Origin of the sequence: Phaeobacter sp. S60 (assembly GCF_000826845.1) — a bacterium.
Classification (GTDB): domain Bacteria; phylum Pseudomonadota; class Alphaproteobacteria; order Rhodobacterales; family Rhodobacteraceae; genus Phaeobacter; species Phaeobacter piscinae.
This window is the reverse complement of the sequence record NZ_JSWJ01000008.1, coordinates 211,102-232,503: the sequence shown is the minus strand read 5'-3', so window position 1 is coordinate 232,503 and position 21,402 is coordinate 211,102. Positions and strand designations below refer to the sequence as shown.

Annotated in this window: 17 protein-coding genes; 10 read left to right on the top strand and 7 right to left on the bottom strand. The window is 61.9% G+C overall.

The annotated features are described in order from the left end of the window. Nucleotides 1-98 precede the first annotated feature (98 nt). On the bottom strand, nucleotides 99-1,340 hold the full coding sequence (locus OO25_RS08845) for a hypothetical protein (RefSeq protein ID WP_040179707.1): 1,242 nt from the start codon (nucleotides 1,338-1,340) through the stop codon (nucleotides 99-101). Nucleotides 1,341-1,773: 433 nt separating this feature from the next. Here OO25_RS08845 and OO25_RS08835 point away from each other — a divergent pair, with 433 nt between their 5' ends. Together OO25_RS08835 and OO25_RS08830 are read left to right on the top strand one after the other, a co-directional pair. Further along, complete coding sequence (locus tag OO25_RS08835) at nucleotides 1,774-2,325, top strand: L,D-transpeptidase (protein WP_024096283.1); 552 nt, start codon at nucleotides 1,774-1,776, stop codon at nucleotides 2,323-2,325. A 295-nt stretch (nucleotides 2,326-2,620) separates the two neighbouring features. Continuing rightward, a complete protein-coding gene (locus OO25_RS08830; protein WP_014875536.1) occupies nucleotides 2,621-2,827 on the top strand; it encodes a cold-shock protein in 207 nt (68 codons plus the stop codon). Between the two features lie 131 nt (nucleotides 2,828-2,958). Here OO25_RS08830 and OO25_RS08825 read toward each other — a convergent pair whose 3' ends face one another. Further along, complete coding sequence (locus OO25_RS08825; protein WP_040179705.1) at nucleotides 2,959-3,600, bottom strand: arylesterase; 642 nt, start codon at nucleotides 3,598-3,600, stop codon at nucleotides 2,959-2,961. Nucleotides 3,601-3,651: 51 nt separating this feature from the next. On the opposite strand from OO25_RS08825, the gene OO25_RS08820 reads away from it, so the two are divergent. Both OO25_RS08820 and OO25_RS08815 read left to right on the top strand, forming a co-directional pair. Then, a complete protein-coding gene (locus OO25_RS08820) occupies nucleotides 3,652-4,368 on the top strand; it encodes an ABC transporter ATP-binding protein (protein ID WP_040179703.1) in 717 nt (238 codons plus the stop codon). Continuing rightward, nucleotides 4,365-6,890 carry an ABC transporter permease gene (locus OO25_RS08815; RefSeq protein ID WP_040179702.1) on the top strand — a complete coding sequence of 842 codons (2,526 nt, stop codon included), beginning with the start codon at nucleotides 4,365-4,367 and terminating at the stop codon, nucleotides 6,888-6,890. The genes OO25_RS08820 and OO25_RS08815 overlap by 4 nt, the downstream gene beginning before the upstream one ends. A gap of 89 nt (nucleotides 6,891-6,979) precedes the next feature. Here the strand turns inward: OO25_RS08815 and OO25_RS08810 are convergent, their stop codons facing one another. Beyond that, a complete protein-coding gene (locus tag OO25_RS08810) occupies nucleotides 6,980-7,444 on the bottom strand; it encodes an Rrf2 family transcriptional regulator (RefSeq protein ID WP_040173445.1) in 465 nt (154 codons plus the stop codon). A gap of 219 nt (nucleotides 7,445-7,663) precedes the next feature. Between OO25_RS08810 and OO25_RS08805 the strand changes: the two genes are divergently transcribed. Both OO25_RS08805 and OO25_RS08800 read left to right on the top strand, forming a co-directional pair. Further along, a complete protein-coding gene (locus OO25_RS08805; RefSeq protein ID WP_040173444.1) occupies nucleotides 7,664-8,251 on the top strand; it encodes a gamma-glutamylcyclotransferase family protein in 588 nt (195 codons plus the stop codon). Further along, nucleotides 8,248-9,435: a DUF2254 domain-containing protein gene (locus OO25_RS08800; protein WP_040179700.1), complete on the top strand. Its 1,188-nt coding sequence runs from the start codon at nucleotides 8,248-8,250 to the stop codon at nucleotides 9,433-9,435. The genes OO25_RS08805 and OO25_RS08800 overlap by 4 nt, the downstream gene beginning before the upstream one ends. 90 nt (nucleotides 9,436-9,525) lie before the next feature. Here OO25_RS08800 and gltX read toward each other — a convergent pair whose 3' ends face one another. Continuing rightward, nucleotides 9,526-10,851 carry a glutamate--tRNA ligase gene (gene gltX, locus OO25_RS08795; RefSeq protein ID WP_040179699.1) on the bottom strand — a complete coding sequence of 442 codons (1,326 nt, stop codon included), beginning with the start codon at nucleotides 10,849-10,851 and terminating at the stop codon, nucleotides 9,526-9,528. A 196-nt stretch (nucleotides 10,852-11,047) separates the two neighbouring features. Here gltX and OO25_RS08790 point away from each other — a divergent pair, with 196 nt between their 5' ends. Beyond that, nucleotides 11,048-12,565 carry a sensor domain-containing diguanylate cyclase gene (locus OO25_RS08790; RefSeq protein WP_040173435.1) on the top strand — a complete coding sequence of 506 codons (1,518 nt, stop codon included), beginning with the start codon at nucleotides 11,048-11,050 and terminating at the stop codon, nucleotides 12,563-12,565. A 100-nt stretch (nucleotides 12,566-12,665) separates the two neighbouring features. On the opposite strand, the gene OO25_RS08785 is transcribed toward OO25_RS08790, so the two are convergent. Continuing rightward, nucleotides 12,666-14,324, bottom strand: a complete 1,659-nt coding sequence (locus OO25_RS08785) for an NAD+ synthase (RefSeq protein WP_040179697.1) — start codon at nucleotides 14,322-14,324, stop codon at nucleotides 12,666-12,668. A gap of 170 nt (nucleotides 14,325-14,494) precedes the next feature. Here OO25_RS08785 and OO25_RS08780 point away from each other — a divergent pair, with 170 nt between their 5' ends. From OO25_RS08780 to OO25_RS08770, 3 genes are all read left to right on the top strand, one after another. Then, nucleotides 14,495-16,012, top strand: a complete 1,518-nt coding sequence (locus tag OO25_RS08780; protein WP_242407008.1) for an MORN repeat-containing protein — start codon at nucleotides 14,495-14,497, stop codon at nucleotides 16,010-16,012. A 297-nt stretch (nucleotides 16,013-16,309) separates the two neighbouring features. Further along, the gene (locus OO25_RS08775; protein ID WP_040173428.1) at nucleotides 16,310-17,881 is read left to right on the top strand and encodes a 2-isopropylmalate synthase; all 1,572 of its coding nucleotides are present in this window, start codon (nucleotides 16,310-16,312) and stop codon (nucleotides 17,879-17,881) included. Nucleotides 17,882-18,000: 119 nt separating this feature from the next. Further along, nucleotides 18,001-19,416, top strand: a complete 1,416-nt coding sequence (locus OO25_RS08770) for a sulfotransferase (protein WP_082035303.1) — start codon at nucleotides 18,001-18,003, stop codon at nucleotides 19,414-19,416. Nucleotides 19,417-19,422: 6 nt separating this feature from the next. Here the strand turns inward: OO25_RS08770 and OO25_RS08765 are convergent, their stop codons facing one another. Both OO25_RS08765 and OO25_RS08760 read right to left on the bottom strand, forming a co-directional pair. Next, nucleotides 19,423-20,223: a 23S rRNA (adenine(2030)-N(6))-methyltransferase RlmJ gene (locus tag OO25_RS08765; protein WP_040173422.1), complete on the bottom strand. Its 801-nt coding sequence runs from the start codon at nucleotides 20,221-20,223 to the stop codon at nucleotides 19,423-19,425. 72 nt (nucleotides 20,224-20,295) lie between these two features. Next, the gene (locus OO25_RS08760; RefSeq protein WP_040179692.1) at nucleotides 20,296-21,366 is read right to left on the bottom strand and encodes an agmatine/peptidylarginine deiminase; all 1,071 of its coding nucleotides are present in this window, start codon (nucleotides 21,364-21,366) and stop codon (nucleotides 20,296-20,298) included. Between the last annotated feature and the right edge of the window lie 36 nt (nucleotides 21,367-21,402).

Below are 21,402 nucleotides of genomic sequence, written 5' to 3'. Positions count from 1 at the left end.
CTTGCAGCAGGCCGCTGGTGCGACCTCCTTCCCGATATACGGAAGACTGCGCGCGGGACAAGGGCCTGCCGCCGCGCGCCCCTTCGGCCTGCCTGCGCCTAGAAGGTGAGCTTTGCCCCCAGAATGACGCTATGGGACCGCACGCTGGCGTCGCCGGTACGCCGGGGCAAGATCAGCGGCACGAACCCATCGTTGAATAGGTATTCTGCGCCCAATGTGACATTGGGGGCCACCGCAACCTCCATCCCCAGAATGACCTGCGACATCGATTCCCATTCGGTGCCCGATGCCCCCTGCCGCCCGTGACTGGCCGACAGCGAATAGACCGCAGGGCGCCCCAGAAACTCATTCCGGTAGCGCCCCTGCAGCGTCAGCGCGCTGACCTTGTGGTCGGTGGCGGGCCAGCGGTCGGTGGTCTGGGTGAATTCGGCCATGACGTCAAACCGCGCTCCGCTGAGGGTGGCGTGGACATCCCAGGCCCCGTTCCAGCCGCGATCAATACCGCTGCTCGGCGGATGATGGGCGATGGTGCTGTCGTAGATGGTGCCCCGCAGGAAGCCCGCGCCGAGTTTCAGCCCCAGCCCATTGGCCAGCGGGATACGATGGGCCGCGTTCAGCGCGTAGTTGGTGTAGTGATCATCGTTCTTCGGACTGCTGACCACCCGGTTGCCGCGATGGTTGCGGATGATCGACAGGGCCAGCTCGGTCCGGTCGGTGATATAGCCGATCTCAATCAGCGGATCCTTGGTCTGGGCCCAGAAGTAATGGCTGCTATGGGTGTGGGTGAAGGGCGCGTAGCTGGCAAAATTGCCAAAGTTCACGGTCTTGCGCCCCACCGCAACATAGAAAGGTGAGCGGTCCAAATCGCCGATGGCCAGCCAGGCCTTGCGCAGCTGGACATCATTCTGACCGGGATACTCGATCTCGGTATATTCGCCCTGCACCACCGCTGTCAGGAAAGGTGCCGTGGCCGTAGCGATGAGCGAGATATCATTGATCACCCCATAGGTATCAGAGGTGCCGCTGGTGTGGGTGGGCGGCAGGCGCGACAGAATCGGAAATTTGCCAGGCGTATTGGTGTTCTCATAGATCACCGTGCCTAAGAAGCGCCCGCCAAAGGTGATCTTGTTGATGCCCAGCTGCCCGGACTGCCGTGCGCGCAGGGCAATCGCGACCTTATTGGTCACATCCTCCTGCCGGTCCAGCATCCGTTCTGAATAGCGCAGCGAGGTTGCGAGAAACCCACCGCCCTCCTGCGCCTTACTTGTGTGGGCTGCGGTCATGCCCACAGCCATCGTCAGCGCGGCCAATACCGCGCGCGCACCAAATGAAACAGTCACAATCGTTACTCCAGTATATGACCCCCGACAGACCGCCAGCCGTGCTGCGCACAACACCCGGCCGATTTCAGACAGGGTCAGTCCGATTGCAAGCTAATCAGGCCCAACACCGAACCGTTAGAAATAACGCATACCCCCGTGCGACCAAGCCGGTGGAACTGCCCCCGCAGCCGCGCCGGAAATACTGTCGCCAATCACTGAAATCCGCCGAAACTGGCGGTGGATCAGAAACGCGATCCGATCACAGAGTATCACAGCTTCGTGATCTGACGAAGCCTGATCTGCCAAGGAGACAACGGCCTGACTGCGGGCAGCTGTTGCACCGACGTCGCGCAGGCCATGGTGCAACCGACCCGCACCGGGCCACCTATTGACCGGATTGTTCCCACCCCGCAGACTGGCTGCATCTGTTCCAAAACTGAAAGAGCCCCGCATGTTGTCACGCCGCGCCTTTCTGGCCAGCTCCGCCGCAGCCTCGCTCTGGCCCCAGATCGGGTCAGCCGAAACGGTCTTTGATCCGACCCCGCAAGAGGTCCGCATCAAGAAGCAATTCGCCCCCGGGCAGATCCTTGTGCTGCCGCGATCCTATTACCTTTATTATGTGACGGAGCCGCGACGGGCGCGCCGTTACGGGGTTGGGGTTGGTCGCGCGGGTCTCGAATTCACCGGCACCGCCGTTATTCAGGCCAAGAAAGAATGGCCGACCTGGCGTCCCACGCCCGAGATGATCGAGCGCGATCCACGCAGCTATGCCCGCTTTGTCGATAATAAATACATCCAGCCCGGTGGCACCGACAATCCGCTGGGCGCGCGCGCGCTTTACCTGTTTCAGAACGGCATCGACACCTATTTCCGCATTCACGGCACCAATCAGCCGCAGACCATCGGGCATTCTGTCTCCAACGGCTGTATCCGCATGACGAATGAGCATATTGTCGATCTCTATGAGCGGGTGCCATTGGGAACCGTGGTGACGGTGCTCTGACCAATATCAGACCGGAGCGACAACGCGTGATCTGGCGTCGCTTCGGCGCCAGCTTGCCTGCCTGCGTGCTGAGCTTTGCCGATCAGCGCGCCGTCGCGCCCCTGCGCTGCCCAACTGACAGGCACCCCCCGCTATAACACTTGCGCCGAAAGACCTTTGGCGACAAGATCGTTACCGCAAGGTTACGCAGAACTCATCGCTGTCCTAGGAGGCTCGGTCATGAATACGCAATGACATTGCCGGGCTGTCGCATGTCGCGGACAGGGATTTGAGTAAAGACTGGGAGAAGAAGACGATGGCCACAGGCACCGTCAAATGGTTCAACACCACCAAAGGCTACGGTTTCATCGCACCCGATGCGGGTGGCAGCGATGTTTTTGTACATATTTCTGCGGTAGAGCGGTCCGGGCTGACCGGCCTCGCCGACAATCAGAAAGTCACCTATGAGCTGCAACCGGGCCGTGATGGCCGCGAGTCTGCGGTGAATATCGAACTGGCCTGAGCGGCCAGAACGACAATAAGATCAGCTGTCGGCCCCTTCATCGGGGCCGTCTTTTGTTGCGGGGGATGTGTTCCGGGCTGAACAGGCTTTGAGAACTGCAACGACCGGATCAAACCCGCCTGGCGAGACACCTACTGCTTTGCCAACTCGACCAGTTCCAGCACCTTCGGACCGATGGCGGCCACATTCAACGCCACGCCTTCGGCATTGGGATGGATCCCGTCCTCCTGCAGATATTGCCCCGCAGCCTGAATATCATCCCCGGTTGCGGCCCGAATACCGGCGAGGCTATCCGCGTGAAGCAACGTGTCATAATCCCGCGCGAGATCGGGAAAGATCGCGTCGAACTCAGCCTTGAAATCCGCGCCGTAATTGCCCGGTGCCTGTATGCCAACCAGCAGCACCGGAACCGCATTGGCCTTTGCGACCTCCAGAATACGGGTGAGGTTGGCACGGCTTTCGGATGGCGCAAGGCCGCGCAGCAGATCATTGCCCCCAAGGGCCACGATCAGCGCATCCGGTCCGTCCGCCAGCGTCCAGTCAATCCGGGCGGCGCCGCCTGCGGTGGTATCACCGGAAACCCCGGCATTGATCAGCCGCACCTCGGCCCCTTTTTCCCCCAGCCAGCGTTGCAGCTGTGGCACCCAGCCCTGCCCCTGCGGCAGGCCATAGCCCTGCACCAGACTGTCCCCCAGCGCTGCAACGCGCACCGGCTCTGCCTGCGCAATTGCCGCAGTTAACATAAAAATCAGTCCTGCTATCATCTTGCGCATTGCTACAAAGGCTCCATATCCAGAGTGGTCCCAAAACAGGCGCGATATCACATGCAGTCCAGCACGATCCCCTCATCCGATCCCATTCTGAACCTCCAACATGCGTCTTTGTCACTGGTTGGCAATACCGGACCTGTCGAAATTCTACATGATATCTCATTGGCGGTGGAGAGCGGAGAAACCCTGGGCCTGATCGGCCCCTCCGGCTCTGGCAAATCCTCTCTCCTGATGGTGATGGGGGGGCTGGAGCAGGCCACCGGCGGCACCGTCTCGGCGCTGGGACAGGATCTGACGGCGATGGATGAGGATGCGCTGGCGCACTTTCGCCGTGACAATATGGGCGTCGTTTTTCAGAGCTTTCACCTGATCCCGACCATGACCGCGCTGGAAAATGTGGCCACACCGCTGGAACTTGCCGGTCACAAGGATGCCTTTGATCGCGCGCAAGCTGAACTGGAGGCGGTCGGACTGGGCCATCGCGCGGGCCATTTCCCGGCGCAGATGTCCGGCGGCGAACAGCAACGCGTGGCGCTGGCCCGCGCTCTGGTCACCCGCCCCCGCATCCTGCTGGCGGATGAGCCGACCGGCAATCTGGATGCCACCAACGGCGATGCGATCATGGACCTGCTGTTTGACCTGCGCGACCGCTATGGGGCGACGCTGATCATGGTGACCCATGCGCCGGAACTGGCGGCGCGCTGTGACCGGGTGATCCGGCTGCGCGACGGGCGACTGGATCAGGACGCCGCGCGTGAGGCCGCTGAATGAGCCCCTCTGCCCTGTCGCTGGCCACGCGGTTTGCCAAGCGAGAGCTGCGCGGTGGTCTGTCTGGGTTTCGTGTTTTCCTGATCTGTCTGGCGCTGGGGGTTGCGGTGATTGCCGGGATCGGCTCCCTGCGCTCCGCGATCCAGACCGGGCTGAGCGAGGAAGGCGCGGTGCTGCTGGGCGGCGACGCCGAGCTGGGCTTTACCTATCGGCGCGCCACCGCTGAGGAACAGGCCTGGATGGAGGCCCGCGCCGTCGCCCGGTCTGAAATCATTGATTTCCGGTCCATGGCGACGGTGGGCGACGAACGCGCGCTGACGCAGGTGAAGGCCGTGGATGACGCCTATCCGCTTGTGGGCACGGTGACCCTCTCCCCCGACATGCCGCTGGAGGCAGCACTGGCAGGAACAGGCGACCTGCCCAGCGGTGTGATGCAGCGGGTTCTGGCGGATCGGCTTGGCCTGTCTGTTGGCGATGAATTCACCCTAGGAAGCCAGCGATTTGCTCTGACGGCGCTATTGGAGACTGAACCTGATGCAGCCAGCGCAGGCTTCACCCTTGGGCCGCGGACGCTTGTGCGCACAGAGGACTTGGCGCAATCCGGCCTCTTGCAGCCCGGCACGCTGTTTTCCAGCAAATACCGGCTGACCCTGCCCCCGGATACCGATCTGGAGCAGCTGAAAATCCGTGCCGAGGCGCAGTATGACAACAGCGGCATGCGCTGGACCGATGCCCGTAATGGCGCGCCGGGCATTGCCACCTTTGTCGAGCGGCTGGCCGGGTTTCTGGTGCTGGTTGGCCTCTCCGGGCTGGCGGTGGGCGGGATTGGCGTCTCCGCCGCCGTGCGCGCCTATCTGGCGGGCAAAACGGCAACCATCGCCACGCTACGCACCCTTGGTGCCGACCGCAGGACGATCTTCCTGACGTATTTTCTGCAAATCGGTGCGCTGGCGCTGTTGGGCATCGCGATTGGCCTTCTGATCGGCGGGCTGGCTCCGGTGCTGCTGGGATCGCTGATCGCGGCGCAGCTGCCGTTTCCTGCGGTCTTTGGCATCTCGGTTCCCGCACTCAGCGAGGCAGCCCTCTATGGTGTTCTGACGGCCTTTGTCTTTGCGCTCTGGCCGCTGGCCCGGGCGGAACGGATCCGGGCGGCGGCGCTGTTTCGCGATGCGCTGGACGGCCGCAGCCGCTGGCCCGCGCCCCGGTATATTCTGGCCACCGTCGTTGCCGTAGCTGTGCTGATCGGCGCGGCGGCCCTGTTCAGTGGCGCGGTTGAGCTGACGCTCTGGACTGCGGGCGGGCTGATTGGTGCACTGGCGGTGTTGTTGCTGGCGGCACTGGTGCTGAGCTGGATCGCGCGCCGCTCCGCGCCCTTGGCCCGTGGCAACCCGGCGCTGCGTTGGGCGCTCTCCGCGATCGGGACCTCCCGCGATGGCGCCGTGCCAACGGTGCTGGCGCTGGGGCTTGGCCTGACGGTGCTGGCGGCCATCGGTCAGGTCGATGGCAATATGCGCCGCGCGATTGAGGGCAACCTGCCCGATGTGGCCCCCTCCTACTTCTTTGTTGATATCCAGCGAGACCAGATGCCGGACTTCCTCACCCGCGTTGAGGGCGATCCGGCTGTGGAGCGAGTGCAGAGCGCGCCGATGCTGCGCGGGGTGCTCACCACCGTCAACGATCAGCCCGCGACCGAGGTGGCTGGCGATCACTGGGTGGTGCGCGGCGATCGCGGCATCACCTATGCCGCGAAACAGCCCGAAACCACGCAAATCGTGGCTGGCGCATGGTGGCCTGAGGAGTACACCGGGCCGCCACAGGTCAGCTTTGCCCGCGAGGAGGCCGAGGAACTGGGGCTGGATCTGGGAGACACGCTGACGATCAATGTGCTGGGCCGCGACATCACTGCGACAATCACCAGCCTGCGCGAGGTGGATTTCTCCACCGCTGGCATGGGGTTTGTCATGGTGCTGAACGAAAGCGCCCTGGCAGGAGCGCCGCACAGCTATATCGCCACAGTCTATGCCGAGCAGGAGGCCGAGGCGCAGATCCTGAGGGATCTGGCCAAGGCAATGCCGAATATTACCGCCGTCCGGGTGCGGGATGCGCTGGACCGCGTGTCAGACATCCTGCGGCAGCTGGCCTCCGCCACCGCTTATGGAGCGGCAGCCACCCTACTTACCGGGTTCATGGTTCTGATCGGCACCGCCGCGGCCGGGGAACCGGCCCGCCGCTATGAGGCCGCTGTGCTGAAAACGCTGGGTGCATCCAGACGCCGCATTCTGATCAGCTTCGCCCTCAGGTCGGTGTTTCTGGGAGCAGGCGCCGGATTGGTGGCGCTGATTGCGGGAATGAGCGGTGCCTGGGCGATCAACACCTATGTGTTTGAGAGCGACTTTCAGGTGATCTGGGGCAACGCGCTGGCGATCATCAGCGGTGGCATCCTGACCACGCTGCTGGCCGGGCTTGCCTTTGCCTGGAGGCCGCTTCAGGTGCGCCCTGCACGGATCCTGCGGGCGCGCGACTAGACCCGCACACCGCTTTGGCGCGGAAGAGGGAAACACATCGGACACCAGCTGCGACAGGCTGGTGTCTTTTACAGCACTGCTGGGCCGACCTAATTCACATAGCGCGCGCAGCTGGCGGCGACCGGCGGCTGAAACAGCGCAAACAGGTCGTCATTGTCACAGATCAGCGCCTCCAGCGTGATGCCATCCAACGACTGGTAGAAGGCCTGCGCGGCCTCCGACAAGGCAAGGCGCAACCGGCAGGCCGACACCAGCGGGCAGGTATTGTCGGCATCGGCAAAACACTCAACCATCGGCACCGTGCCCTCGACATCGCGGAACACATCGCCAATGCCAATTTCTGCCGCAGGCTTGCCCAGTAACATGCCGCCATTGCGGCCCCGTTGGGTATGCAGATATCCCAATTGCGCCAATTGGTTGATCACCTGAGCCAAATGGTTCTCGGAGATATTGCAGCGCGCCGCAATTTCCGATTTGGTGACCAGGCGGTCCGCATGGGCCGCACAGTACATCAACAGCCGCACTGCAATATTTGTCCGTTTTGTGATCCGCATGATCGCCCCTCCAAGGTGCCTTGATCGCCGGATCATGACATGGCTGCGCAAAGGCCACTTTGACATGTATCAAAGCTGCTATAGCTCTGTGCGGATGTTTGCCGTCGCCGGGGTGCACCACCGCCGACACCGCCGTCAGGGCAAAGGCCAGCCGCCTTGCCCCGATCCGACACACGGCGCAGATATTGCCGATTGAGACATTGCTGACAGGAGATCCGAATGCCCGCCCCCCTTCCCCCAGCCCCCTATTTCTTTGGCTACGGCAGCCTGGTGAACACCCGCACCCATGCCTATGGGCAGGCCCGTCCGGCCCGGCTCAGCGGCTGGCGGCGGGCCTGGGTGCAGACCGATCTGCGCCCGGTGGCCTATCTCTCTGCGGTGCCCTGCGCCGATAGCCGCATCGACGGGCTGGTCGCCGAAGTCCCCGGCGCGGATTGGGCGGCCCTGGATGACCGCGAGTTCGGCTATGATCGTCTGGCGGCGCGGGACTCGGTGCAGCATGATCTGGCGCCGGAGACTGAGGTTGCCGTCTATGCGATCCCCGCCAACAGTCAGCGTGCAGCCAGCCTGCGCCATCCGATCCTGCTGAGCTACCTTGATGTGGTGATCCAAGGCTATCTCGATGTCTTTGGCACCGAAGGCGTTGCCGATTTCATGCGCACGACCGATGGCTGGGACACACCAATTCTGAATGACCGCGCCGCCCCCCGCTATCCCCGGGCACAGGTGCTGACCACGGATGAACGTGATCTGGTGGATCATCACCTGACTGCGCTGGGTGCACAACTGATCGAGGCGGATCAGTGATCTCACGCACGCTTCTCTACATTCGGCGGATCACCCGGCAGCTGTGGTTCCGCGTGGTGCTGATCTCGGCCTGTTCCCTGCTGGCACTGGCCATCGCGCCCTGGCTCACACCGTTTATCCCCGAGGATCTGGGAGAGCGGTTCGGACGCGAGGCCGCCCTACCGGTGCTGAATATCCTCGCCTCCGGCATGTTGGCCGTGACCACATTTTCGCTGAATGTTATGGTCTCTGCCTATCGCACCGCCGCCGCCACCGCGACCCCGCGGGTGTACCGCCTGCTGCTGGAGGACACGATCACCCAGAGCGTGCTGGCCACCTTCGTCGGCGGATTTGTGTTCAGCCTGAGCGCGGTGATCCTGTTTCGGGCCGGGTTCTACAGCGAGGATGCGGCCAACGTGGTCTTTGCCATCACGGTCGGAGTTGTGGCGCTTATCGTCGGGGCGATTTTGCGCTGGATTGATCACCTATCGGGGCTTGGCAGCATGGATCACACCCTGCGCCTGATCGAGGAGCGCAGCCGCACCAGCCTGCGCCAGCGCGCCGATGCCCCCTGTCTGGACGCGCAACGCGCCGAGGATGACACCCGGTTTCAGGCAGACGGCACAGCTATCCCGGCGCAGGCGTCGGGTTTCGTGCGATTTGTGGATGTCGCGCAGCTGCAGACATTGGCAGAAGAGGCCGACACCCAGATTGCGATCCATCGCACGCCGGGAGAATTCGTGCTGCGCGGGCGGCCCGTGGCCTATGCGAAATCCGGGGATGAGGACCTGTGCAAGGCCGCCAGCCGCTGCATCGAAATCGGCGATGTGCGCAGTTTTGATCAAGATCCCTCATTTGGGCTGACCTTGCTTGCAGAAACCGCGCAGCGGGCGCTCTCCCCCGGAGTCAATGATCCCGGTACCGCGCTGGAGGTCATGGGGCGGTTGGAACGGCTGCTGTGGGAGAACACCCCGGATGAGGACGCGCAGACCGGGCAGGATCCGGCCTTTGACCGGGTGGTCATGCCCGCTGTCTCTGCCCAACATCTTCTGTCCTGCGCCTTCCCGCCCATTGCCCGCGCTGGAGCGGACGACCCAGCGGTGATTGACTGGATGGACAAAGCCCTCGGGGCGCTGGGGCACCACCCCAACCCGGCCATGGCCAAAGCCGCCACAAAGATGCGGGCGCAGCGCTCTGATCGCTGAGACCTGACACATGGGGGAGCTGGCGCTCCCGGTCCAAACGAAAAAGGCGGCCCACCCGGAGCCGCCTTTTCAAAACAATATTGGCTGAGTTCAACCGCGAGCGCGCACCGTCTCCATCAGCGCCAGCAGGGCCGACATATCGGGTCCGCGTTCCATGCCGGTGACGGCTTTGCGCAGCGGCATAAACAGGCCTTTGCCCTTGCGACCGGTGGCCTCTTTCACAGCGGCGGTCCACTTGCCCCAGCTTTCGCTGTCGTAAGGCCCCTCGGGCAGCAGCGCCATCGCCTCTGCGATGAACTCTTTGTCCTCATCCGCGATCAGCGGCTCGGCGCCATCGCGGCACAGCTCCCACCAACCGGCGAGATCCTTGAGCGTGGTGATGTTTTCCTTGGCCACATCCCAGAACGCCGCCTGTTTCTCGGCCGGAACCCCCAGCGCGTCCACATGGGTCTGAACATCCGCCAGCGCCAGCGACTGCAGGTAGCGTGCCGTCAGCGGGTAGACATCCTCCACATCGAATTTGGTCGGGGCCGCGCCAAAGCGGTTGATGTCAAAGCCGTCGATCAGCTCTGCCATCTCACTGCGGATCTCAACCGGATCGGAGGACCCCAGCCGCGCCATCAAGGACAGCAACGCCATTGGCTGGACGCCTGCCTCGCGCAGGTCCCGCAGCGCCAGCGTGCCGAGACGCTTGGACAGCGCCTCGCCCTGTGGGCCGGTCAGCAGCGAGTGATGCGCAAAGGAGGGCACAGTGCCGCCCAGCGCCTCGATGATCTGGATCTGGGTCGCGGTGTTGGTCACATGGTCAGAACCACGCACCACATGGGTCACGCCCATTTCGGTGTCGTCGACCACGGAGGCCAGCGTGTAGAGGAACTGACCGTCGCCACGGATCAGCACCGGATCGGAGACCGAAGCCGCATCAATGGAGATATCGCCCAGAATGCCGTCAGCCCATTCAATGCGCTGGTGATCCAGTTTGAACCGCCACACACCATCGCCACGCTCGGCACGCAGGGCAGCCTTTTCATCATCGGACAGGGCCAGCGCTGCGCGGTCATAAACCGGCGGCTTGCCCATGTTCAGCTGTTTCTTGCGCTTGAGGTCCAGTTCGACCGGCGTCTCAAATGCCTCATAAAACCGTCCGATCTCGCGCAGTCTGTCCGCCGCAGCAACATAGCGCTCCAGCCGCTCGGACTGCCGCTCCACCCGATCCCAAGTGAGGCCCAGCCATTCGAGATCCTGTTTGATCGCGTCGACATATTCTTCCTTTGACCGCTCCGGGTCGGTATCGTCGATACGCAGGATGAAGCTGCCGCCGGCCTTGCGGGCGATCAGATAATTCATCAGCGCGGTGCGCAGGTTGCCAACGTGGATATAGCCGGTCGGCGACGGGGCAAATCGGGTGGTTGTCATCACAAGTCTCCTGTTGCCCTGCCCCATGTCACATGGACGCCGTTTTGTCCAGTTGTCGGGCGGCACGTCGAAGTTGATCCAAAGTCGTTTCAAAGTGTTGGTGTTTTTTGAATTACACCTCAGGTTTCGTTCAGACTCCCGTGTCAGTCTGCCGCAGCACACACCGTAGTGATGGTAAGAAGTAACTGGGTTTCCCATGAACAAAGTGATCCCGCGCGAGACGTTACAGGGGCAGAGCCTGCCTGAGCCCTCTCATGCCCGACTCATGGATGTGTTGAACAAATTGGATCAGGGGGTGATGGTCTGGACTGAGGACGGGCATTGCCAGGTTTTCAACGAACGTCTCCTCACCCTTCTGGAGCTGCAGAACGGGGATGTATTCCCCGGCTATTCCCGCGCGGCATTTTTTGCCACCGCCGTCAAACTCGGCCATGTGACCGAGGAGAGCGCCAAACAGGCGGAGCAGGATTTCAGCTCTGACAAACAGCGGTTTTCGGCGACCCGCAGAATGCCCTCCGGACGGCGGCTACAGATTGATACGCGGCGGCTGTCCACCGGAGGGTTTGTCACCTGCTACACGGATGTCACCCAGATTGAGCGCAGCGCGCGGGACCTGACCCAGGCGCGACAGGCCGCCGAGGAGGCCGAGCTGACCGCCCTGAAGACGCTCGCGGCAGAGCAATCCTGGCGCGAGGAAGCCAAGCTGTTGTCCCAGCTGGATGAATGGCTACACTCCTGCAAATCCCAGGAAGAGCTGTTTCGCATCGTCAGCGCCTTCATGGCGCAGCTGTTTCCGCAATCCCGGGGGGAGCTGTATATTTATTCCAACTCACGCGATGTTCTGGACGGCAAATGCCACTGGGGTGGCGGCGAGGCGCATGACCACATCTTCCCCGATGCCTGCTGGGCGCTGCGACGGGGGCGGCAATATCTCTATTCCGCCGACAAGATTGCCTTTGCCTGCGCCCATGTGGAAGAGCAGCCCAGCACCAGCGAGCATGAGGATTACGTCTGCTTCCCGGTCGTCGCCCATGGCAATACCGTGGGTCTGTTGCACGTGAAATTTGCGCCGGAAGAGGATGCCAAACGCAAGGTGGCGCTGCATCGTCTGGCGCTGCGCTGCGGTGAGCACATCTCGCTGGCGGTGGCCAATGTGCGGCTGCGCGACGAATTGCACGATCAATCCACCCGCGATCCGCTGACCGGCGTCTATAACCGGCGCTATTTCCTGGGAGAGCTGCGCAATGCGGTGGCCCTGGCCGACCGACGCGCCAGCCAGCTGGGGGTGCTCAGCTTTGATGCGGATCGGTTCAAGACCTTCAATGACACCCATGGCCATGATGCGGGCGACATGGTGCTGCGCGCCATTGGCGACACGCTGAAAGAGCTGTTTCACAACGGAGAGGTCTGCTGCCGGATGGGCGGCGAGGAATTTGCAGTGTTCCTGCCCGATACCGATAAGGAACAGACCATGGAGGTGGGCGAGGCGCTGCGCGCTGCAATCGAGGATATCACCCTGCGCTATGGATCCGGCACCCTGCCACGGGTCACCATCTCCATCGGAGTGGCCAGCTACCCCGAAGATGGGCTGCTGCCACAGGATCTGATGCATGCCGCGGATCGCGCGCTTTATGCCGCGAAGGACGCAGGCCGCAATTGCGTGGTGGATTGCCAGAAGGCCGACCCGGCGGAAGGTCCGTTTTCAGGGTCATAAGACCGTCAGCACCCATCGGCACAGGTGCAGCGGGCGACCGCAGACGCAGCTGTGCAGGGACTGCACCACCCCGCCGCCCTTGCCTCAGGCCGTCCTTGCCTCAGCTTGGGTCGCGCCAATGGTTCACGATGGGATAACGCCGGTCCAGCCAGAACGCACGCGGCGTCAGACGCGCACCGGGCGCAGACTGAAACCGCTTGTATTCGCTGATATAAATCAGGTGCTCCACACGTTTGGCATTCTCCCGCGAGAAGCCTGCCGCGACACAATCGGCAATCGACCCATCGCGGTCCACCAGGATCTCCAGCAGCGCATCCAGTTCCGGGTAATCCGGCAGGCTGTCGCTGTCCTTCTGATCGTCGCGCAGTTCGGCACTGGGCGGTTTGTCGATCACATTCGGGCGGATCACCTCGCCCTCCGGCCCCATCATCCAGTCGCGGTGATTGGCGTTGCGCCAGCGGCAAGTCTCAAACACGCGGGTCTTGTAAAGATCCTTGATCGGGTTATAGCCCCCCGCCATATCGCCATAGATCGTCGCATAGCCCACGGCGACCTCGGATTTATTGCCGGTGGTCAGCAGCATCTCGCCAAATTTGTTCGACATTGCCATCAGCAGAAGGCCCCGCAGGCGGGACTGGATGTTTTCCTCCGTCAGCCCGTCGTCCAGACCGGCAAACAGCGGCGCCAGCGTATTGGTGATGGCGGCGCGTCCCTCGGCAATCGGGACATAATCGTAATGCACGCCCAGCGCCTTGGCCACGGCCTCGGCATCGCCGAGGGACTCTTGCGAGGTATATTCCGACGGCAGCATCACGCAGCGGACATTCTCCGCCCCCAGCGCATCAACCGCAATGGTGGCCACAATGGCGGAATCCACCCCGCCTGAGAGACCCAGCAGCACCTTCTTGAAGCCGGTCTTGCGCATGTAATCGCGCAGCGACAGCGTCATGACGTGATAATCCTGCTCCCATTCATCCGGCAATGAGGCCTTGGGGCCGTCAACGGCGCGCCAACCCTCGGCGGTGCGTTCCAGATCGAGATGCTGTATCGCCTCGTCAAAGACCGGCATCTGCAGCGCCAGCGCGCCGCCCGGGTTCAGCACAAAGGAGCCGCCATCGAAAACCTGATCGTCCTGCCCACCCACCATGTTGAGGTAGATCACCGGCAGATCGGTTTCCACTGCGCGGGCCACCATGTGGTTGAACCGCACGTCCATCTTGTTGCGGAAATAGGGCGACCCATTTGGGATCAGCAGGAACTCAGCGCCGGTTTCAGCCAAAGTCTCGGCCACATCCTCATACCAGCCATCCTCGCAAATCGGGCTGCCGATCCGGGTGTCGCCAACCGCATATGGCCCCCCCAGAGGGCCCGCATCAAAGATCCGCACCTCGTCAAACACGGTGGCATTGGGCAGATGGTGCTTCAGCACCTGCGTGGTGATCTTGCCCCCCTTCAGGATCAGATAGGCGTTGAACAATTTGCCATCCGCGACCCAGGGGCTGCCGATGGCCAGAGCGGGCCCATCGGCGCAATCGGCGGCCAATCGCTCAACCTCGGCGATGGCGGCCTGATGGAAAACCGGCTTTCGCACCAGGTCCTGCGTGTTGTAGCCGGTGATGAACATTTCCGGCAAAGCGACCAGATCCGCCCCGGCGTCACGGCCTGCGGCCCAGGCCTCGCGGGCCTTGTTTGCATTGCCCGCCAGATCCCCGACGGTGGGGTTCAATTGGGCCAGTGTCACGCGAAAACGATCAGCCATCCTGCTTGCGTCCTTCGATAATCCTGCCTTCTGCCATTAAACAGATCGCGCCCCGAGGGAAAGACCACAGCGGCAAAAGACATTGCGACGGCGGCGGCTGTGGCATAGTTTCCTGTCAAACAGATCAACAGGCCCGCACCGCGGCTCTCCTTATGGCAAGCAGATATTCCATGACCCGTTTCACCACCGCCGCTCTTTTGACCTCTGCCCTGGCGCTTGGCGCTGCCGGGGGTATCCGTCCGGCTCTGGCGCAGGACGATGGCAAGGTCCTGACCACACAGGACGAAATCGGCGGCATCTATGAGGGCACCTTTCGCGGCGGGTTGCAGCATGGCACCGGCACCTACACCCTGCCCAACGGCTATGAATATACCGGCGATTGGGTCGATGGTGAGGTGCGCGGACGCGGCGTGGCGCGTTTCCCCAACGGCTCCGTCTACGAGGGCGAATTCGCCAAGGGCAAACCGGAGGGCGTGGGCAAAATCACCTTTGCCGATGGCGGCACCTATGAGGGGGAGTGGTCCGACGGGGTGATCAACGGTCAGGGCGTCGCGGTCTATGCCAACGGCGCCCGCTACGAGGGCGGGTTTCGCGATGCCAAGCACCACGGCAAGGGCCTGATGCGCAACCCCGGCGGCTATCAATATGAGGGCGACTGGGTCGATGGCCTGAAGGATGGCACCGGCAAGATCACATACCCCGACGGCGCCACCTACGAGGGCGACATCCGCAACGGCCAACTGGCGGGCACCGGCAAGCTGATTATGCCCGACGGTCTGATCTATGAGGGCGACTGGGCTGCGAACCAGATGGATGGCACCGGGGTGCTGACCCAGCCCAATGGCGACATCTACGAAGGCCCGCTGGTGGCCGGGCGCCGTCAGGGTGAGGGCAAGCAGATCCATGCCAATGGCGATGTCTATATCGGCAATTTCGAGGATGACCTGCGCCACGGCGAGGGCACCTTCACCAAGACCGACGGCTATGTCTACACCGGCGAATGGCTGGCGGGACAGATCGAAGGCAAGGGCCGCGTCACCTATCCCGACGGTTCGGTTTACGAAGGTCAGTTCCGTGATGATCTCGCGGATGGGGTCGGGAAAATCACCTATCCAGATGGCTCCACCTACGAAGGCGACTGGGTGGCCGGCGTGATTGAAGGCACCGGCACCACCACCTACCCCAACGGGTTGGTCTATACCGGCGAGTTCAAGAACGCGAAGAACCACGGTCAGGGCGTGATGACATATCCCGACGGCTACCGCTACGAAGGCGGCTGGAAAGACGGCCAGCGCCACGGCGATGCGGTCGTCACCTACCCTGACGGCTCGGTCTATACCGGCAGTTTCGCCAACAGCCAGCGTCATGGCACCGGCAAGATCGTGATGACCGACGGCTTCAGCTATGAGGGCGACTGGACCGAGGGCAAAATCAGCGGCAAGGGCGTGGCCACCTACGCCAATGGCGACGTCTACGAGGGCAGCTTCCTCAACTCCAAACGGCAAGGGCCCGGCGTGATGCGTTACGCCAGCGGTCAGGAGGCCGAAGGCACCTGGGAAAACGGCGCCCTGAAAACCACCGGCGGTGCCACGCAGACCAGTGACGACGCTGCCAGCGACGATCAGGCCGCCGAAGATCAGGCCAGCGACACCGCAAGCCCCGAAGCCGGTGACGGCGCCAGCAACTGATCCGAGGGGTCGTTTCTGATTTAGCCCCCTCTGACAGGGGCGCATGGGCGACAGTCGCAAGCTTTGGCCCTGTGCAGATAAATTCTGTCTTCCCATTCGTCATTGGCTCTGTATAACTCTGCGTCATGACCATGCGTGCAGATATCCTTCGCTCCGCCACCGCGTTTCGCGGTGCAGATCTGCGCGCCCTACTGATCCTAATCCGCCTCTGAGCGTGCCATCCGGCGCGCCCGCTCAGAGGGGAAGGCATGCGCGCCACAAGGATTGGATTTTAGGACAGACAAGAAAGATACCGACATGACGACTGCAGCTGACAAAGATCGCGTTTTGATCTTCGACACCACCCTGCGCGATGGCGAGCAGAGCCCCGGCGCAACCATGACCCATGACGAAAAGCTTGAGATTGCCGAGCTGCTTGACGATATGGGCGTGGATATTATCGAAGCGGGCTTCCCCATTGCCTCCGAAGGTGACTTCAAAGCGGTGAGCGAGATTGCAGAACGCTCCAAAAACTCCCGGATCTGCGGCTTGGCGCGCGCCAATTTCAAAGATATCGACCGCTGCGCCGAGGCGGTGAAACGCGCCGCCCAGCCGCGCATCCACACCTTTATCGGCACCTCGCCGCTGCACCGCGCCATTCCCAACCTCACCAAGGATGAGATGGCCGAGAAGATCCACGAGACGGTCACCCATGCCCGCAACCTGGTGGACAATGTGCAGTGGTCGCCGATGGATGCGACGCGCACCGAATGGGATTACCTCTGCCGGGTGATCGAGATTGCGATCAAGGCAGGCGCCACCACCATCAATATCCCCGATACCGTGGGCTATACCGCCCCGGTCGAAAGCGCCGATCTGATCAAGCGCCTGATCGAAACCGTACCGGGTGCCGATGACGTGATCTTTGCCACCCATTGTCACAACGACCTTGGCATGGCGACGGCCAACTCGCTGGCGGCGGTAGCGGGCGGGGCGCGGCAGATCGAATGCACCATCAATGGCCTGGGCGAACGCGCTGGCAATACCGCGCTGGAGGAGGTCGTCATGGCGCTGAAGGTGCGCAACGACATTATGCCCTTCACCACTGGCATCGACACCCAGAAGATCATGCATATATCCCGCCGGGTCTCCACGGTTTCCGGCTTTGTCGTGCAGCCGAACAAGGCGATTGTTGGCAAAAACGCCTTTGCCCATGAAAGCGGCATCCATCAGGATGGCATGCTGAAGAACAAGGAAACCTTTGAGATCATGCGGCCCGAGGATGTGGGCATTGCCGGCACCTCGCTGCCCTTGGGCAAACACTCCGGCCGTGCAGCCTTGCGCGACAAGCTGAGCCAGCTCGGCTTTGAGGTGGGCGACAACCAGCTGAAGGATCTCTTTGTTCGCTTCAAGGAACTCGCCGACCGCAAGAAAGAGGTGTTCGACGACGACATCATCGCCCTGATGCGCACCAGCGGCGATGAGGATGATCACCTCAAACTGGTCTCCATGAAGGTGGTCTGCGGCACCGGCGGCCCGGCTGAGGCAACCCTTGAGATGGAAGTCGAGGGCAAGGATGTATCAGAGACCGCAGAAGGCGACGGCCCGGTTGATGCGGCCTTCAGGGCGATCCGCAAAATCCATCCAAACTCGGCGCATCTGCAGCTCTATCAGGTCCATGCGGTGACCGAAGGCACCGATGCGCAGGCCACGGTCTCTGTCCGGCTGGAAGAAAACGGCGTGATCGCCACCGGCGAAAGCGCCAACACCGACACGGTTGTCGCCTCTGCCGCAGCCTATATCGGCGCACTGAACCGTCTGATCATCCGCCGCGACAAGATGGGCGCAGGCGCCGACACGCGTGAGATTTCCTACAAGGATATCACCTAAGTCAGCACCTACCTCTGTATTATTCTCGCCCCCGCTGCAGCAGTGCAGCGGGGGCTCATCTATCGTTAAGCACGTTCAGGTAGACTGCAGGTGATCTTTTCCAAAAGCACGGCGGAGCAATGCAGTCCACACCGAATTTCGCTGCACCTTCTGTTCGCACAGTCATACAGCCACTCCTGGACCGAAAAGACTATCATAACGCTCTTATCGCGTTGCGCCCACTCGTGTCAGAGGAGGCTCCGGACCCGGAAGTACTGGATCTTGTCGCGGATTGTTATTTTGGCCTGGATCAGCCGACAACTGGCATTCAAGTTTTGGAAGCTATCGTAAGCACCTGGCCGGATAACAAGGCCGCTCTTGGAAAACTGGGCGCGAGGCATCTCCAGATTGGCAGCAAAGAACGCGCAGCTGAAGCCCTTCGCAGCTACCTTGCGATGGACCCCGACTCTGTCACCGCACTTGCAACGCTTCACCTTGCCGCGCCCTTCGGCGCTGAAAGCCCTTATGCACGCCACCTCAGATCTCTGTTGGAGACTCCGCTTCTGACCGAAGCAGAGAAGGCCACTGCGAACAATACCCTTGGTCGGATCGCAGCCAAAGCCGGTTCTCCTAAGGAAGCCATCGGCTATTTCGAACAAAGCAAGAGCTGGCTGAACGGCACCTATGTTCCAGAGATCGAAGAGCAGGAAATCTCAGACCAGATTTCGCGGTACCTACCCAAAAATCTTCTGTCTGTTCAGCAGACGGATCAATACCCCGTGCCAGTCTTCCTGACAGGGTTGCCGCGCTCAGGCACAACATTGCTTGAAAACATGCTGATCCAGCATCCACGGGCCACCACCATCGGTGAAAGCAAAGGCCTGCTCAGGAGCATGAATGCCGTCACACAGCCTGTGCAGCAACCTGAGATTCCGATCGACAAATGGCGATGGTGCGACGAGGTCAGTCAGGAACTGGCGCACGCTGGCAGGCGCTGTTATCTCGACCACTTTCCCGCCAACTACGATAACTGCGCGAAAGTCTGCATCGACAAGTTGCCTCAAAACCACTTCGAATTTGGATTTGCGCATCTCATCCTGCCGGAGTCACGGTTTATTTTTATGATGCGACATCCGCTCGACGTGGGCCTGTCACTGTTGTCTAACAACTTCAGCGGAGGCCACAGCTATTCCAAACGTCAGGAATGGATCGGTCATCGAATTCGCTGTGCCTACACCTCTGTCGATGACTACGCACAAAAGCTGCCCGGGCGTATAAGGTTTCAATCATATCGCAAACTGGTGGACCAACCTGAAAAGCAGTTGAGAGCAATTCTCACTCATCTTGATTTGGATTGGGATCCCGCCTGCCTGTTCCCGGAGGATGGCGAAAGACTGATCCAAACCGCATCGATCAATCAAATTCCAAAGGGGCTTAATCGCTCCGGCTTGGACAAATGGCGCCCCTACGAACGCGAACTCGCGCCGCTGATCGAGGCGCTCGGCGGGTGGGACTGGATCAATGACTGGCAAACGCGCGACGCGGAGACCGCCTAGATACACTCACCCCAGCTTTGCAAACAGCCTTGTCAGCCGCTGTGCCTCATCCGCGGTGCCGTAGGGGGCATTCACGATGAACATGCCGGAGCCGACCATACGGTGGCCCTCGCGGGCGGGCGGAAACCGCACCTCGTGGCGCAGCGCACCCGGCAGGTTCTGGGCCGCTAGTGCGGTCAGCATCGGCTTATGGGTCCCATCGGTCAGGATCGGGTACCACAGCGCAATCACCCCGACGTTCCATTTACGGTGCAGCTTGGCGATATGGCCGGGGATCTGTGCATAGTCGCGTTTCACCTCATAGCTCGGGTCAATCAGCATCAGCCCACGGCGCGGGGTTGGCGGCGCCAGTGATTGCGCCAGCTCGAACCCATCCTGCTGATGCACATGAACGCGCCGTCCCAGCCCATGCGGCCAAAGCGCCTCCCGCAGAGCCGCGTTCTCCCGTGGGTGCAGCTCTGCGAAATGCAGACTGTCCTCTGCCCGCAGGAGATGCGCTGCAATCAGGGGTGAGCCGGGATAGGCGTTCCCGCCAGCGGCGCTGCGGGTTCGGGTGATGGCCTCTGCCAGCGGGTGGTCCACATCCAGCATTGCCCCGTCCAGCAGGCGGTTGATCCCTGCCGCGGCCTCTCCGGTTTTTACCGCCTCTGCGGCGTCCAGCTGATAGAGGCCACGCCCTGCGTGGGTCTCCATATAGCTGAGCGGTTTGTCCTTCTGGGTCAGATAGGCCAGCATTCGCGCCAGCAGCGCATGTTTTTGAACATCGGCCAGATTTCCGGCGTGGTAGATATGTTGATATGACAGCATCCCTGCCCTCTAGCGCCAAACCGCCCCGGACAAAAGCCCCTTGCCACAGCGGAGTGCGTTGGATCCGACGGCTCAGACCGCTGGCATCTGCTGTGTTGCACAGTGAATGCCGCCGCCCAATTCGCCCAGCGGGTCCACGTCCAGCGTGACAATCTCCCGTCCCGGATAATGCCGCGCCAGCGCCTCCCGCGCGATCTCATCGGTGTCGCGATCCCCGAATTCCGCCGCAATCACCGCGCCGTTACAGACGTAGAAATTGGCGTAGGAGGCGACAAAGTCGTAGCTGTTGACCCGGCGGATATGTGGTTCGGGGATAACCTCCACCGCCAGTCCCGCCGCTATCAACCGGTCATGCGTATCCAACGCGGCCATATGGAACGGATCGGCCCGATCAGGGGTATCAGGCAGGTTCATAAGAACACGCCCCGGCCCGGTGTACCGTGCGAGGCTATCAATATGATAGTCGGTGATGTCCTCGCCCCGGACCCCCTTCCCCCAGATCATCCGATCGGCACCATACGCGTCCAGCAATCGCTGTTCTATCTGGGCGCGCGACAGGCCGGGATTGCGGTTCTTATTCACCCAGCTGCTTTCATGCGCCATCAGCAGCCCGTGCCCATCCTGTTCTACGCCGCCTGCCTCGCCCCGCAAACCAGTTGGCAACAGCGGCAGCCCCAAACGCTCAGCCACCCGTTCTGCGACCTGGCTGTCCCGCCGGTTGACCTGCTTTTCACCCCAGCCATTGAATTGGATATGGCTGATCGCCATGCGGCCTGCGCCATCAACGACAAAAATAGGCCCGGAATCGCGGCACCACAGATCCTCGGTCGGGATATCCCACAGCTCCACATCCGCAGACAACTTGGCGCGCGCCCGGGCATGATCCGCTGCCGCCGCAAGCACTGTGACAGGTTCAAAAGCCGCAATCGCATTTGCGATATCTGCAATCGTCTGCTGTGCCACGTCGAGGAACACGGGATCGGGATGGACCTTCCGGCTGACCGGCCATTGCATGAAGCTGCGCTGGTGTGGCGCCTCCTCCGGTGGAACAAAAAATCCCGACCCGGCAATTGCGTTTGGTCCCGTGATCAGATTTGCCATGCCGACAGCCCCACCAGCCAGTAAGAAATTCCGCCGCTTCATCGCCGTTCCCTCCGTCGATCACACGCCCGTTATGAA

Coding starts and splice junctions, on each gene's coding strand:
- OO25_RS08835 (WP_024096283.1), top strand. CDS start 1,774: ATGTTGTCACGCCGCGCCTTTCTGGCCAGCTCCGCCGCAGCCTCGCTC.
- OO25_RS08830 (WP_014875536.1), top strand. CDS start 2,621: ATGGCCACAGGCACCGTCAAATGGTTCAACACCACCAAAGGCTACGGT.
- OO25_RS08825 (WP_040179705.1), bottom strand. CDS start 3,600: ATGCGCAAGATGATAGCAGGACTGATTTTTATGTTAACTGCGGCAATT.
- OO25_RS08820 (WP_040179703.1), top strand. CDS start 3,652: ATGCAGTCCAGCACGATCCCCTCATCCGATCCCATTCTGAACCTCCAA.
- OO25_RS08815 (WP_040179702.1), top strand. CDS start 4,365: ATGAGCCCCTCTGCCCTGTCGCTGGCCACGCGGTTTGCCAAGCGAGAG.
- OO25_RS08810 (WP_040173445.1), bottom strand. CDS start 7,444: ATGCGGATCACAAAACGGACAAATATTGCAGTGCGGCTGTTGATGTAC.
- OO25_RS08805 (WP_040173444.1), top strand. CDS start 7,664: ATGCCCGCCCCCCTTCCCCCAGCCCCCTATTTCTTTGGCTACGGCAGC.
- gltX (WP_040179699.1), bottom strand. CDS start 10,851: ATGACAACCACCCGATTTGCCCCGTCGCCGACCGGCTATATCCACGTT.
- OO25_RS08790 (WP_040173435.1), top strand. CDS start 11,048: ATGAACAAAGTGATCCCGCGCGAGACGTTACAGGGGCAGAGCCTGCCT.
- OO25_RS08785 (WP_040179697.1), bottom strand. CDS start 14,324: ATGGCTGATCGTTTTCGCGTGACACTGGCCCAATTGAACCCCACCGTC.
- OO25_RS08780 (WP_242407008.1), top strand. CDS start 14,495: ATGACCCGTTTCACCACCGCCGCTCTTTTGACCTCTGCCCTGGCGCTT.
- OO25_RS08775 (WP_040173428.1), top strand. CDS start 16,310: ATGACGACTGCAGCTGACAAAGATCGCGTTTTGATCTTCGACACCACC.
- OO25_RS08770 (WP_082035303.1), top strand. CDS start 18,001: ATGCAGTCCACACCGAATTTCGCTGCACCTTCTGTTCGCACAGTCATA.
- OO25_RS08765 (WP_040173422.1), bottom strand. CDS start 20,223: ATGCTGTCATATCAACATATCTACCACGCCGGAAATCTGGCCGATGTT.
- OO25_RS08760 (WP_040179692.1), bottom strand. CDS start 21,366: ATGAAGCGGCGGAATTTCTTACTGGCTGGTGGGGCTGTCGGCATGGCA.